A 13,593-nucleotide genomic window follows, 5' to 3' on the forward strand; every position below is an offset into this window, starting at 1 on the left:
CGAACAGTGTATCATAGATTTGTAAAATGTCCTTTATATCACTTTTGAACATACGACCCGGCTGGAGATCGCCCATATCCAAGGCTGGGTTCAGTTATTTTAGACAGAGAAAGGATTGAAGTTGATGGATTCACTGCTGATCCGTCCGGCAAGTCTGAACGATATCGACGGCATTCGCGAGGTGGCCGTGGAAACCTGGAACAGCACGTACGAAACGATTTATCCGGAGCATTTCATTGCGACGTATTTGACCCATGCCTATGCCAAGAGCAGCCTGGAACAAAGCATTACGTTGGATGAGGCGCAATCGTCGCGCAAGTTTTTGGTTTCGGAATGGGAAGGGGAAATCGTTGGTTTCGGCCAATTGTCGGAGCCGGATGAGGGAGTTAGCGAACTGACTCGACTATATATATTAAAAGAGCATCAGCGTAAGCGCATCGGCAAGCAATTGCTGAACGAGCTGATTCGCCAGAACCCCTTGATTAAGGAATTTTATGCCTGGTGTGAACGCGAGAACGGCATCGGTACGCTTTTTTATAAATCGAACGGGTTCGTGTATACCGAAGAGAAGGAAGAAGTATTGTTCGATTATCGAACGATGATGGCCAAATACGTGAAACGCATTTAGGCAAGGCCATGAATCTAAGGGAAGTTAAGTGGAGATGGGAATAAATTGACCACCAATCTGGCCATTGTATGTATCCTAACGATGATTATTCATGCAGCAGAGACCCTATCGTATTCAATCCGTTATGCCGGTGTGAAATTGAACAAAATCGTTGTTGCGTTGTCTCTGACCGGGATCGTCGTGCTTGTATCTAGAACAGCGAATATGCTTCAGGCACCGATGACGGCCACATTTATCGATCACGCCAGGAAGTATCCCGATTTTCAGGTGATGGACACGCTGCGGATCATCCTGTTGGCCGGTTCTGCCGGAACGCTGCTGGCGATGCTTCTATTTCCTACCTGTGTAAATCTCTTTGAACGCGTGATCGCCAAGCTGGAGGTGGCAGGATCGCTGCCCAAGCTGGTCACGAGCGTATCGATCCCGCAGCTCAAAAACGTCCGGCATTATTTTCGCAAGCCCAGCCTGCGTCTTCGTTCCTTTCGCCTCATGGGAGTTCCGAAGCGCTTTATATTGCTGAATATCGCGGTGACCGCTTTCTATACGGTTGGCGTGTTGGCTTCTTTATACGCTGCTTATCTGGTGCCGGAACTGGCCACGACGGCCTCACAAGCGTCCGGCATCATTAACGGCGTCGCTACCATCCTGCTGACGATCTTTATCGATCCAAAGCTCGGGCTGATTACGGAACGGGCGCTACATCAGGAAGAATCCCGGCAACAACTCGGGAAGATCTATATTTTATTGATGGGTGCCAGATTTCTGGGGACGCTTGCGGCACAAGCAATCATTCTGCCAGCAGCCTATTTGATCTCGGTAGCGGTTCAATGGATCTAGAGCATTTCTACACGAAAGGTTGCGATACGATGTCGGACTCGATTCCACGGCGGTTATGGCTGGAATGGGCGAAGCAAATCCAGTCGATTAGTCAGGCCGGGTTGGCCTATTCTAAAGATATGTACGACCTTGAGCGTTTTGAAATGCTTCGCGAGCTCAGCGTGGACATTCTGGCCCGTTACACGGAGGTTGAGACGGAGAAAATTAAGTCCCTGTTTGCCGGAGAAAGCGGGTATGCCACCCCAAAAGTTGACGTTCGCGGCGCGGTATTCCAAGAAGACCGGATTTTGCTCGTCAGAGAACGAATTGACGGGGCTTGGGCGCTTCCCGGCGGTTGGGCGGACATCGGTCTTTCGCCGAAAGAAGTCGTTGTCAAGGAAGTGAAGGAAGAAGCCGGTCTTACTGTTGTCCCCGTGCGATTGCTTGCCGTGTTGGACAAGAAATTCCACGAGCATCCTCCCGAAGCTTACCATATCTACAAATTGTTCATTTTGTGCGAGATCGCCGGAGGGCAAGCGGAAGCCGGGATGGAGACGCTGGAGGTCGGATTCTTCGGCCGGGACGAATTACCGCCATTGTCCACGGGGAGAAACACCTCGAAACAGATTGAACGTTTATTCGACCTTCGTCACGAAACTGAAGTATGGCTTGACTAGGCACACTTAACCCGATGAAGGAAGGCAGGTCATCCTTATGTTATCCAAACGCAAAACTTTGATTTTCTTGATCCTGTCGCAGCTCGTGTATTTGATGTTTTCTATCTCGTGGCTTGTCGTGCTGGGCATTTCTGCGTATTTGTTTCGAGATTCCGGCGATGTGAATCCAGGGATCAGAGGGTTGTTTGCCTACCTCCAGGCTTATCCCGGGGGGCTACTGCTAGGCTTGATTTTGGGATGGACCTTCTTCGCTAAAGGCAAATACAAACAAGCGGTATGGTGGAATCTGCTCCCTTTGCTTTGGGTGGTGCCGTTTATAGGGATCATCATCTACGCCAATATCTTCGCATGAATTCCCCTTGCAGGAAGCAGGTTATTCTATCCAACTTCACGTTGGTTTTGGTATAGTTATAGCTAGGTCTACTACTTATGAGGCATCCCGTAACGGGATCTACTAACGGATAGGAGAGAGCAGAGATAATGAGCAAATCGATGTTGGGCGTTCCTTTGGAAGGTTTCGCCGAGTACAGCCGAATCGCGGCAGCCGAAGGCGGCGTTTTGTTGAAAAATGAAAACGCTATGCTTCCGATTCGTGAAAATGAAATTGTATCCGTTTTCGGAAGAAGTCAAATCGATTACTACCGAAGCGGCACGGGGTCTGGCGGCGCCGTGAACGTTCCTTATGTCGTCAGCATTTTGGACGGGCTCCGGGCCAATCCACGCATTCAGGTCAATGAGCAGCTGGCCGGGCAATATGAGCAATGGATTGCCGAGAACCCGTTTGATAACGGCGGCGGCGGTTGGGCTGCCGAGCCTTGGTGCCAGCAGGAAATGCCGCTGACGGACGAAATCGTAGCGGAGGCTAAGAAGGTGACGAACAAGGCGGTGGTCGTCATCGGCCGGACGGCCGGCGAGGATAAGGATAATGCCGATACCGAGGGAAGCTATCGCTTAACCGAGCAGGAACGGCTGAATCTCGAAACGGTCACCCAGCATTTTGAACAGGTCGCGGTACTCATGAACGTTGCTAATGTCATCGACATGAGCTGGATTAACGATCCGGTACACCAAGGCCGAATCCATGCGGTCATGTTCGTATGGCAAGGCGGAATGATCGGCGGTCATGCGGTGGCCGACCTGCTGTCGGGAGATGTCACGCCAAGCGGCAAGCTGCCGGATACGGTCGCTTATCACATCGAGGATTACCCGTCCACAGCCAACTTTGGCAGTGAAGTGCGGAACTTCTATGAGGAAGATATTTATGTAGGTTACCGTTATTTTGAAACATTCTGTCCGGATAAGGTCCTATTTCCTTTCGGTTATGGACTCTCCTACACATCCTTCACCTGGAGCGTGCAAGGGGTGAAGCTCGAAGGAGCTGGCATCGATGCCCGGCTTGAAGTTAAAGTTGCGGTGACGAATACCGGAGCGGATTTTGCCGGAAAAGAAGTTATTCAGCTGTACTATGAAGCGCCGCAAGGTCAATTGGGCAAACCGGCCCGGGCGCTCGGAGCTTTTGCGAAAACCAAGTTGCTCCAGCCTAGCGAATCCGAGGTGCTGACGCTGCAATTACCGGTGCGGCGGATGGCTTCCTATGACGACGGCGGCTTTACGGGGAATAAATCCTGTTATGTAATGGAAGCCGGCGATTACGAGCTTTATGTCGGCAATAGCATCCGAAACACGGAACGGGTTGCCGTGAGCGGGAAAGCGGCGTTCCATCTTGCTGAACTGGCCGTTGTTGAACGGCTGGAGGAAGCGGCGGCTCCGGTTGAACGTTTTTCCCGGATGAAGCCGGGGACCCGCAAGGCGAACGGCACGTATGAAATCGTGCGCGAGGAAGTCCCGCAGCGAACGATTTCGCTCAGAGAACGCATCGAAAGCAGATTACCGGAAGCGTATCCGCAAACAGGCCATCGTGGCATCATGCTGAAGGACGTTCAAGCCGGTAATTCCAGCCTAGAGGAATTCGTCGCTCAACTGAGCGACGCGGATCTGGCCACAATCGTGCGCGGCGAAGGCATGAGCAGCCCGAAGGTCACGCCGGGAACGGCTTCCGCTTTTGGCGGGGTAGGGGACAATCTGCTGGAGTACGGGATCCCGGTGGCTAGTGCTGCCGACGGCCCTTCCGGCATTCGCATGGACAGCGGTTTGAAGGCAACTCAACTGCCAATCGGCACGTTGCTCGCTTCCAGTTGGGATGTTGGTCTGGTAGAATCGTTATACGTGCTGGAGGGACAAGAGCTTCTGCAGAATGAAATCGACACCCTGCTGGGCCCGGGAATCAACATCCATCGGCACCCATTAAATGGACGGAATTTCGAATATTTCTCCGAAGACCCGTATTTGACCGGTTGTTTCGCGGCGGCCATGACGCGTGGGATTAAGAAAGGCGGCTCGTCCGCGACGGTGAAGCATTTTGCCGGCAATAACCAGGAGCAGGCGCGTTCGAAAGTGGACACGGTTGTCTCTGAACGGGCTTTGCGCGAAATCTACCTGAAAGGCTTCGAAATGACGGTGAAAGAAGGAGAAGCGACTTCGATCATGACCTCCTATAATCCGGTCAACGGTCATTGGGCGGCTTCCAACTATGATCTCAACACGACCATTCTCCGAAACGAATGGGGTTACGAGGGCATCGTCATGACGGACTGGTGGGCAGTCATGAACGACTGCGTAGAAGGCGGACCGGCCGATGCGAAGAATACATCCTTCATGGTACGTGCCCAAAACGATCTGTATATGGTCGTGAACAACAATGGCGCGGAGATCAATTCGCTGGGGGATAATACGCTAGAAGCTCTGGCTAATGGATCGTTGACGGTCGGCGAATTGCAGCGGTGCGCCATGAATATTTGCCGGTTTTTGATGAATGCGCCGGTATTTGCCCGTGAACCGAAATCGGCTGACGAGGTCCGCTCAATCCAGGCTGTACAAGACGGTAAGTTCGTTGTCGGGGAAGGCACAGAAGTCTATTCGTTGTCCCGCTCGGAAAGCGCCAAAGTTCTGGCCAGTGCACAGACCGTGGTGGTGCAGGTGCGGGAAGCCGGGGTGTACACGGTGACAGCGCATATTCGATACGAAGCCATGAACCTGTCGCAATCCGCCTGCAATCTTCTGTTGAATGGCGAGCTATTGACCACCGTGCAGACGAATGGCACCTTTGGAAAATGGGTCACTCAGAAGCAGCTCCGCATCGAGCTTACAGAAGGCGATTACGAGCTGAAGTTTGATTATATCAAGCCGGGTCTGGAAATCGGCTGGATCGAGTTCATTTAATAAATGAAAAAGGGATGAGCCCTTCCGTTCGGAAGCAAGGGCTCATCCCTTTTGATTTATTTAGCGTGAGGCATTAAGGCAGAGAGAGGAATCCGTCCTTAAAGATCTTCAACAAATACTCCAGCGTGACCGGATCGCTGTATGTCGAAGCGGCGGTGTCGATCTCGATGACATGGCCGTTTTTGACGGCCGGAATGTTCTTCCACGTATTGGATTGCAAAAACTCGTTTTGGGCTTCTTTGTTCTGGCTCAGCACGATGTAATCTCCGGCATATTCAGGCAGGATTTCATTCGATAATGTGTAGTAGCCGGGGCCCAAGGCATCCTTCTTCGCTTTTTCCGGCATGTTAAGTTCCATCATTTGATATAACAACTCCGTACCGCGGGCCCAATTGTTCCCGAATACATAGAAGTTCTTCGTGTCATATTCGAAAACGGAGACGGTGGCGTCCTTGCCGATCTTGGCTTTGATCTCTTCGCCTGCTGCTTTGGCACGGGTCGTGAAATCCTCGACCCAGGCTTTAGCTTCCGCTTCCTTGTTCAGCACTTTCCCGATTTCCACCTGCTGCGCCAAATAGTCCAGCTTACCCCAGGTATAAATGATCGTCGGCGCAATTTCGCTTAGTTTATCGAGATTTTTCATATGCGACCCGGCAATGATGAGGTCGGGTTCCAAGGCGAAGATTTGCTCCGGATTCTCTTCCGATACGACAGCGATGTCTTTTAATTTGTCGGTGAAGAGCGGGTTTTTCATCGTCCAGGTGTCCACACCGACCAGCGAGCCACCCAACGCCACAATGTTCGGAGCGTTCGTCAATGCTACGATCCGTTTCGGATTGGCGGGAATTTCGATGGGACCGTTCTCCGATGGATATGTAACCGTATCGGAAGCCGAATCCGTTGCCGCGGAGTCGTTTCCGTTCGTGCCACCTGCGGCGTTCTCGGCCTGGGTATTTGACGCCGCCGCATTACTCTGGGTATTGGCCGCAGAATCCTGCCTTGCCGATTCGTTACCGCAGGCTCCAGCCAGGACGGCGAAGGCCAAAATAAAAGGGATAAACAGCTTCTTCATACGTGATTCTCCTTGTCACTGATTTATATGATAATGATTATCAGTATCACTATGAATCACAATACGAATTTCTTCGAAGTTTGTCAATACTAATCCTTTCATGTTCCCTCTAGTAATTTCTTGAGCTTGGCTTCCGTCGCCGTTCCTTCGATTGGGGTATAAATGCTGCAGCGTAGATCCGCATCGCCCTGTACTTGAAGCGAGGTCAAGTTAAATAGCATTTTGCCGGCTTTTGCATGGCGGAATTCAATCATGACTTCCGGAGCGGCGCTGACTTCGCTCTGGTTCCACAACTCCTGGAAATCCGGATAACGCTGCGACATTCTTTCGATGAACTGCGAATACCAGGGGTCTGCGACGTATTGTCCATAGTAAGCGCGAAAGATGGCCAAGAAGCCCTTGACGAAATGCGGCCAATTGACGGCCAGGCTGCGCAGTTCCTTCTTGGCAAAAGGGAGGGAGATCAAGTTGCGTTCCTCATCCGGGATCTGCTCGAAATCTACGAATACGTGGGTGGCGGCGGGATTCCATCCGACAATATGGCAGTGACGGTCGGAGATAATTGTCGGGCAATATTTCAACTCTTGCAAAATTTTATGGAGCGACGGGTTGATCACGGGATCCTTCTCTTCAACCCAATCCGGGTGAAAACCGCTGTCAGACGCCAGGTCAAACAGGTACTTACGCTCGTCTGCGTTCAGTCGAAGCGCTCCGGCAATCGCATCGAGGACGGAGGGAGACACCTTGATATCCCGGCCTTGCTCCAACCAGGTATACCACGTCGTACTTACCCCAGCGAGCTGGGCGACTTCCTCGCGCCGCAAACCCGGTGTCCGTCGGCGCGAACCTGCCGGCAAACCTACCGTATGGGGATGCAGTTTGGCGCGTTGTGTTTTTAAAAATTCGGATAAGGCTTCTAATCTCGGTTCTGTGCTCATCCGCTCATGTCCTCCTCCTTGGATACATCGTTAGTGTGTTATCTATTATACTAGGATAACTAAAAACTTGTAATAGGATACTTTGGGGCTACAATAGAAAACATTAGAGGTTTATTGGCGACACGCAGCATCTGGTCGCGATACCTGAAGGAGGATGACGAATGGAACGGGTTGTAATTACCGGGATGGGGATCTTGTCTCCGCTGGGAAATGATGTCGATACATTTTGGCAAGGATTAAAAGAGGGACGGTCCGGGATTTCACCGATCGATCGTTTTGACGTTACGGCGTTTGGCACCAAGATTGCGGGGCAAGTCCGCGGGTTTGACGGCGAGACGGTATTCGGGCGGAAGGAAGCCCGCAAGATGGATCTCTTCTGCCAATACGCACTGTATGCCGCCGAACAAGCCGTTCAGGATGCCGGCTTGCAACCGGAACTACTGGATCGCGAGCGATTTGGCGTATACGTTGGTTCAGGCATCGGCGGGATCGAAACGCTGGCGGACAATGTTAGAGTCTTGGATGAGCGCGGACCGAACCGGGTCAGTCCCAGCCTGGTGCCGATGATGATCTCCAATATGGCCGCCGCGCAGATCAGCATCCGCTTCGGCGCATTGGGCGAAACCCTATCGCCGGTTACGGCCTGCTCGATCGGCAACTCGTCGATCGGTGAAGCGTTCCGTTTAATCCGCAGCGGCGAAGCCGACGTGATGATCGCCGGCGGTACGGAAGCGGCGGTGCATCCCCTCGCGCTGGCCAGCTTCGGGAATGCGACCGCGTTATCGAAGCGGAACGACTCTCCTGAGCAGGCTAGCCGGCCGTTTGACGCCGATCGCGATGGCTTCGTGATGAGCGAGGGCGCGGGGATCGTCGTGCTGGAGTCGCTGACGCACGCGTTGCGGAGGGGAGCACGTATCCACGGCGAAGTGATCGGCTACGGCGCAAGCTCAGATGCTTACCACGTTGTCGCATCGCATCCCGAAGGCGTCGGAGCTTACCAGGCGATGAAGCGGGCGCTTGCTTCGGCGGGGATTACGCCGGATCAGGTGGACGTGATCAGCGCCCATGCGACAAGCACCCATGTCGGCGACCTTGGGGAGACGAAAGGGATTAAGAAGGCGTTTGGCGAACACGCCTATCGTATTCCAGTTACGGCGAACAAATCGATGATTGGCCATATGTTCGGCGCGGCCGGCGGTGCGGAAGCGATCGCCTTGGTTCAATCGCTGAAGGAAGGGCTTATCCCGCCGACCATCAACCTGGTAAATCCTGACCCGGAATGTGATCTGGACTACGTCCCCCATGAATCCCGCCGGGCCGATCTTGAGATCGGGTTGTCCAACTCGTTTGGATTCGGCGGTCATAACGCCGTGATCGTACTGCGTAAATATCAGGAATAAGCTGGAAACGAACCGTCCTTCGGGACGGTTATTTATTTTGCAGGACGGGCAACTTTCTTGACCCTTGAAGCGTTAAGATGGTAAGAGACGACTTTACACGGTGAACAGATAAAGCGAACCGACAAAGCCGGCATCGTGCGGGAGTCTTGAAACCTGAAACAGTAGGGGGTCATACCTATGGGCAAGAGGGGAAAACAGGTTGCCGTTTGGAGTATCGTCGTAGTGATTCTGCTGTTGCTGGGCGGCTGTGGAAGCGCTAGCAATGATGCGGCCTCGAATTCGTTAGCCTATAGCGGGGCGGCGAATAAGGCAACCAGCTCGGCCGAAAGCGAAATGGATGGGGGAAGCACCGCGGCGGTCGCTGCCGATACGGCTGAAGCGCCCGCTGCACAGGATCTGAAAGCGGACGGTGGCAGCGGGAGCAGCAATACGGCGGTGAATCCCGCCCCAGGATTTCAACAAGTTGCCTCAGATGCAGGGATTAGCAGTAAACTCATTTATCGGGCGAGCGTTGTCATGGAAGTGAAGGATTACGCCAAAACGCAATCGGAGATCCGCAATTTGGTGATGCTGGCGGGCGGGTACATCGTCGAATTTTCCGAGAACCAATCGCAGCATGAACAAGGCGGCAACTTCGTGCTGAAGGTCCCGGCGGCAGGCTTCTCCTCGTTCCTGGACCGTTTGGAGGGACTGAAGCCGGAATCGTTGCAGCGGAGCATTCTAGGACAGGATGTCTCGGAGGAGTATGTCGATCTGGAATCCCGTTTAAAGGTCAAGCAGGCCATGGAAGCGAGGTACTTGAAATTCGTCGAACAAGCGACCCAAACCAAGCAACTGGTTGAATTCGTGAATGAGCTGGAGCGAATTCAAACGGAGATCGAGCAGATTAAAGGGAGAATGCGGTATATCGACAGCAATGTGTCCTTCTCGACGATTGAGATTCGCGTGTACCAGCCCGATGTTTCGCAGCTGTCAGCGGCGGCAAGCGGCGATACTCCGCTGTTGGAGCGGATGAAAAAGGCTTTGACAGGCAGCATCGACGTGTTGTCACTCTTCTTCCAGTGGCTGGTCGTATTTGCAGCCGGCGCGTTGCCGCTGCTCATCATCGCAGCCTTGATCGTGATCCCGATCTGGATGGCGCGCCGGAAGAACCGGGCGGAGCGGGAGCGACGCCGTGCACAGCTTCAGGCGGACCAGGCGGCAGGACCGATGGCCGGTTCCGTGACGCCGACGAAGCCGGACCCGGTGGAAGAGAATGGGGACTCAACGGAAGAAAATTAGGCCCCGGATGAATGTAAAAGCAAGCCCAAGGGAATGCCCTTAGGGCTTGCTTTTTTTTGCGTGTAAGGAAATAGGATAATCCTTCCCAATTCTTAAACTAAACTTAAACGGGATGCATTCCGTTCTATGTTAAGATGAATGAACCAAACTACCCAGATTGAAAGGGTTGACTTTTGATGTTAGACAATTATTTATTTCCCATTACGTATGCTTTCGGTGCGTTTCCGATTGTGGCGTTATTGTTCACCTTACCGTTCCTGGTCGTGCAATACCGGCGGCACGGTTATGTCAATAAGGTTAGAGCGTTCGTGTTGTACTTGTTTCTGCTTTACTTGCTGAATGCTCTATTCCTTGTTATGCTGCCGTTGCCCGCGAGTCGCCATAACCTGCCGCTTAGCGACGGAGCGTTGCAGTTGATTCCATTTCACTTTTTCCAGGACATTGTCAAAGAAACCGCGATCGTTCCTGGGGAGCCGTCAACCTATTGGCGGGTTCTTCAGGAGCGGGCTTTCCTGCAGGTGATCTTTAACGTAGCCTTGACCGTACCCTTCGGAATACTGATTCGGTATTATTTTCGCTCAGGCCCGATCACGAGTTTGATCCTGTCGTTCCTGCTCTCCTTGTTGATTGAAGTGACACAGCTGACCGGAATCTATGGAATATATGATCATCCGTACCGCGTCTTCGACGTCGACGACTTGATGACCAATACGCTTGGGGGGATGATCGGTTTCTTGCTGGCCGTATGGCTGTCCCGGTATTTGCCGCGGATCGAACATCTGGACCGGGGGGTGAATCTGGCGACAAAACGGGTGACCTATACCCGGCGCGGGCTGGCCTTATTTTTCGACTATCTGATTTGGGGTGCCTTGATGACCGTCATTTATCGGTTAGGGGTTAAGGAAGCTTATTTCGTGTCCACGGGATTATATTTCATGTTGATGCCTTATTTGACCGGCGGGAAGACGCCTGGCAAGTGGATGGTAAGGATCCAACTGGTCGGACTTCCGGCGGACGAGGGGGAGCAGAAGCCAACCGGCAGCTTGGTCGCAACCGTACAGCGATATTTGTCCGCCACAAAGGCGGGGCGGCAAACCGTAGGCCTGCTTCCCCTGATCGTCCGCTATGGGCTGCTCTATTGGGGAGTGTTTGGCCTCAACCGCCTGTTAGTTTTCCCGCCGGCCGACATGCCGAGCTTGTTCCGGGTGCTGTTGGCCGTCCTCGTTCTAGGCGTGAACATGAGCTTCTTCATCCATGTCGCTAAACGTTTCTTTCGGAAGGAGCCGCTGTTGTTCTACGAAAAAATCAGCCGTACCGGTCATGCTATCATGTTGAAGGAGCCGACTCGTGATGGGAGGGTTCGTGTAAAACGCTAATATACGGATTCATGGAACCTTCCAACAATTAGGCGTGCTCCCGTTCAATAATAGGCAAAGTGACGATAAAAGCCGTTCCTTCTCCGGGGCGGCTTTCTGCTTCCAGGGTGCCTAGGTGGTTTGCGACGAACTCCTTGGCGATGGCCAGTCCCAGCCCCATCCCTCCGGCGTGGCGAGAACGCGCTTCATCCGTACGGTAAAAGCGATTGAACAAATAAGGCAAGTGTTCGGGGGAGACGCCGGGGCCTGTGTCTTGAACGCGAATCTGCAGCATCGGTCTCGGGCTAGGGTTGACCGTCGAAGCGACGTCCACATCCCGCAGCGTTAACATGACCCGTCCGTCTTCCGGCGTATATCGGATCGCATTGTGCAGCAGGTTAAGAAAAACCTGCATCATCCTCTCCGCATCAGCCGAGACGATCGAGCGGTTGCCCATAACCTTCATGGACAACGTGATGTTCTTGGCCTCCGCTTCCCAGCTTACTCGCTCCACGACTTCTCGCAGCAGTTTACCCATATCCGTTGGCCGAAGATCCAGCGGCAGCTTGCCCGCCTCCGCCAACGACAGCTGGTGCAGGTCGCCGACGAGTCGCGTGAGTCGGATCATTTCGTCCTGGATCGGAAGCAGATGCTCCGGCTGAATTTGGCCGCCGCCTTGCTGCAGGAGGTCCAGCTTCCCGCGGATGATCGTGAGCGGCGTACGCAGCTCATGGGCGACGTCGGCGACCAGATTCCGGCGAACTTCTTCGGCTCGCGCCAACTGCTCAGACATGCCGTTGATCGCTTGCGCAACCTTGCCGTATTCGTCTTTGGAGTTCACCGGTGCTTGAATCCCGAATTCGCCACGGCCCAGCCGATCGATGATCGGTACCAGCCGGCGCAACGGGGAAGTGAGCCATCGCGAGACGAAAAAGGCGGCCCCTAGCGAGAGTAGCATAAAAACAACCGCCCCGCCTCCAACAAGGAAAACGACCGAGATGGGAGTGCCGATTCGCAGCTTGGACAAATTAGCCACATCGGAATCGTAGTAGTAAACCCAACCGATGGTTTTTCCCTCCATGGAGAGCTCTCTGTGGATTCCCAGTCGCTCGAGCAATCGAACCGGCAAGTCGTCGCTGACCGCCAGCATCCGACGCTCGGCATCCATCAAGCCGATGCTGGGCGCGAGTCTCCCCTCCGGCACAAGGCGTGCCAAATCCGCGGGTGTCAGCGAGGTCCATGAGCTTCCGTGTTTCTCATAATAAGCCTCGATTTCCTCCTCCAGTTGATTCAGTTCCTCCGTCCTAGACGATTGCAACATGACCTCTAAAGAGTCCCGGATCGTGAAATAAGTGAAAAACATAAACATCAAACTGACCCCAAAAATAAAAGCGGCGATGACGAGAAAAAGTTTGCGGGAAACGGTCATGGCTGCGGGGCTTCAAACCGGTAACCAAACCCGTATACAGTTTTGATGTAAACGGGGTGGGCCGGATCATCCTCGATTTTTTTGCGGATGCGGCTGATATGGGCGTCTGCCGTGCGCTCGTCATTGGCGAAGTCATCTTCCATCGCGGCCAGCAATTGTAGCCTGCTGTAGACGATACCCGGTCTTGCGGCGAGTGTCAGCAGTAGCTTGAATTCCGTTGGTGTCAAGGCAATCTCCATGTCCCGCTTCCACACGCGGCATTGCGCTTCGGAAATCGTCAGTTCTCCGTAGTTCAGCAGCTGCTCAACCCCCGAGTTTCCTTCGATCCGTCGTAACACCGAGCGGATACGGGCGGCCAACTCGCGCAAAGAAAACGGCTTGGTCATGTAGTCGTCGGCGCCCACCTCAAGTCCTATTAATTTGTCGGTTTCCTCTACACGTGCGGTTACCATGATAATTCCGACCGTCCCCGTTTTTCGCAGCTCCCGACAAACCTCAATTCCGCTCATTTCCGGCAACATCCAGTCGAGCACAACTAACGATGGTTTATGCAAAGCGGCTTTGTGCAGCGCCTCACGCCCTGTCGCGGCCGTGAGGGTTAGAAATCCTTCCTGCTGCAAAAAGGGTTCCATAAATTCAATGACTTGACGCTCATCGTCGACAAGCAGTAAGGTATGCGGCATTGTGGTTCGTCCTCCCATGCTTGTTTTTTTCATTA

General features: G+C 53.3%; 12 protein-coding genes. 8 read left to right on the plus strand and 4 right to left on the minus strand.

What is annotated here, in order from left to right; genetic code table 11:
* The first annotated feature begins 124 nt into the window (after positions 1-124).
* The 5 genes from MKZ15_RS09535 (at position 125) to MKZ15_RS09555 (ending at position 5,400) form a co-directional block, all read left to right on the plus strand.
* A complete protein-coding gene (locus tag MKZ15_RS09535; RefSeq protein ID WP_339821532.1) occupies positions 125-628 on the plus strand; it encodes a GNAT family N-acetyltransferase in 504 nt (167 codons plus the stop codon).
* A 45-nt stretch (positions 629-673) separates the two neighbouring features.
* Positions 674-1,465 (plus strand): lipid II flippase Amj family protein, encoded by a 792-nt coding sequence (locus MKZ15_RS09540; protein WP_155605227.1) that lies wholly within the window; start codon positions 674-676, stop codon positions 1,463-1,465.
* Between the two features lie 29 nt (positions 1,466-1,494).
* On the plus strand, positions 1,495-2,121 hold the full coding sequence (locus tag MKZ15_RS09545) for an NUDIX hydrolase (RefSeq protein WP_193415386.1): 627 nt from the start codon (positions 1,495-1,497) through the stop codon (positions 2,119-2,121).
* A gap of 37 nt (positions 2,122-2,158) precedes the next feature.
* Entirely contained in the window at positions 2,159-2,473 is a 315-nt protein-coding gene (locus tag MKZ15_RS09550) for a hypothetical protein (RefSeq protein ID WP_193415151.1), read from the plus strand.
* Between the two features lie 128 nt (positions 2,474-2,601).
* Positions 2,602-5,400, plus strand: a complete 2,799-nt coding sequence (locus MKZ15_RS09555) for a glycoside hydrolase family 3 C-terminal domain-containing protein (RefSeq protein ID WP_339821536.1) — start codon at positions 2,602-2,604, stop codon at positions 5,398-5,400.
* A 73-nt stretch (positions 5,401-5,473) separates the two neighbouring features.
* On the opposite strand, the gene MKZ15_RS09560 is transcribed toward MKZ15_RS09555, so the two are convergent.
* The gene (locus tag MKZ15_RS09560; RefSeq protein ID WP_339821539.1) at positions 5,474-6,472 is read right to left on the minus strand and encodes an iron-hydroxamate ABC transporter substrate-binding protein; all 999 of its coding nucleotides are present in this window, start codon (positions 6,470-6,472) and stop codon (positions 5,474-5,476) included.
* Positions 6,473-6,570: 98 nt separating this feature from the next.
* Positions 6,571-7,410, minus strand: coding sequence for a helix-turn-helix transcriptional regulator (locus MKZ15_RS09565; RefSeq protein WP_155605231.1), 840 nt, complete (start codon positions 7,408-7,410; stop codon positions 6,571-6,573).
* A gap of 161 nt (positions 7,411-7,571) precedes the next feature.
* Here MKZ15_RS09565 and fabF point away from each other — a divergent pair, with 161 nt between their 5' ends.
* The 3 genes from fabF (at position 7,572) to MKZ15_RS09580 (ending at position 11,467) form a co-directional block, all read left to right on the plus strand.
* Positions 7,572-8,810, plus strand: coding sequence for a beta-ketoacyl-ACP synthase II (fabF, locus tag MKZ15_RS09570; RefSeq protein WP_339821542.1), 1,239 nt, complete (start codon positions 7,572-7,574; stop codon positions 8,808-8,810).
* A gap of 177 nt (positions 8,811-8,987) precedes the next feature.
* Positions 8,988-10,091, plus strand: a complete 1,104-nt coding sequence (locus MKZ15_RS09575) for a DUF4349 domain-containing protein (RefSeq protein ID WP_339821544.1) — start codon at positions 8,988-8,990, stop codon at positions 10,089-10,091.
* A 176-nt stretch (positions 10,092-10,267) separates the two neighbouring features.
* Positions 10,268-11,467 (plus strand): VanZ family protein, encoded by a 1,200-nt coding sequence (locus tag MKZ15_RS09580; RefSeq protein ID WP_213621769.1) that lies wholly within the window; start codon positions 10,268-10,270, stop codon positions 11,465-11,467.
* A gap of 28 nt (positions 11,468-11,495) precedes the next feature.
* Here MKZ15_RS09580 and MKZ15_RS09585 read toward each other — a convergent pair whose 3' ends face one another.
* Positions 11,496-12,815, minus strand: coding sequence for an ATP-binding protein (locus MKZ15_RS09585; protein ID WP_339821548.1), 1,320 nt, complete (start codon positions 12,813-12,815; stop codon positions 11,496-11,498).
* A 56-nt stretch (positions 12,816-12,871) separates the two neighbouring features.
* A complete protein-coding gene (locus tag MKZ15_RS09590; RefSeq protein ID WP_339821551.1) occupies positions 12,872-13,558 on the minus strand; it encodes a response regulator transcription factor in 687 nt (228 codons plus the stop codon).
* Positions 13,559-13,593: the final 35 nt, after the last annotated feature.

The sequence above is a fragment of the Paenibacillus sp. FSL R7-0216 genome, assembly GCF_037969915.1.
Taxonomy (GTDB): domain Bacteria; phylum Bacillota; class Bacilli; order Paenibacillales; family Paenibacillaceae; genus Fontibacillus; species Fontibacillus rhizolycopersici.

Bases quoted from the DNA above. Each gene is read 5' to 3' on its own strand.
- MKZ15_RS09590 (WP_339821551.1), bottom strand. From the start codon at position 13,558: ATGCCGCATACCTTACTGCTTGTCGACGATGAGCGTCAAGTCATTGAA.
- MKZ15_RS09545 (WP_193415386.1), top strand. From the start codon at position 1,495: ATGTCGGACTCGATTCCACGGCGGTTATGGCTGGAATGGGCGAAGCAA.
- MKZ15_RS09555 (WP_339821536.1), top strand. From the start codon at position 2,602: ATGAGCAAATCGATGTTGGGCGTTCCTTTGGAAGGTTTCGCCGAGTAC.
- MKZ15_RS09585 (WP_339821548.1), bottom strand. From the start codon at position 12,815: ATGTTTATGTTTTTCACTTATTTCACGATCCGGGACTCTTTAGAGGTC.
- MKZ15_RS09565 (WP_155605231.1), bottom strand. From the start codon at position 7,410: ATGAGCACAGAACCGAGATTAGAAGCCTTATCCGAATTTTTAAAAACA.
- MKZ15_RS09575 (WP_339821544.1), top strand. From the start codon at position 8,988: ATGGGCAAGAGGGGAAAACAGGTTGCCGTTTGGAGTATCGTCGTAGTG.
- MKZ15_RS09560 (WP_339821539.1), bottom strand. From the start codon at position 6,472: ATGAAGAAGCTGTTTATCCCTTTTATTTTGGCCTTCGCCGTCCTGGCT.
- MKZ15_RS09580 (WP_213621769.1), top strand. From the start codon at position 10,268: ATGTTAGACAATTATTTATTTCCCATTACGTATGCTTTCGGTGCGTTT.
- MKZ15_RS09550 (WP_193415151.1), top strand. From the start codon at position 2,159: ATGTTATCCAAACGCAAAACTTTGATTTTCTTGATCCTGTCGCAGCTC.
- fabF (WP_339821542.1), top strand. From the start codon at position 7,572: ATGGAACGGGTTGTAATTACCGGGATGGGGATCTTGTCTCCGCTGGGA.
- MKZ15_RS09535 (WP_339821532.1), top strand. From the start codon at position 125: ATGGATTCACTGCTGATCCGTCCGGCAAGTCTGAACGATATCGACGGC.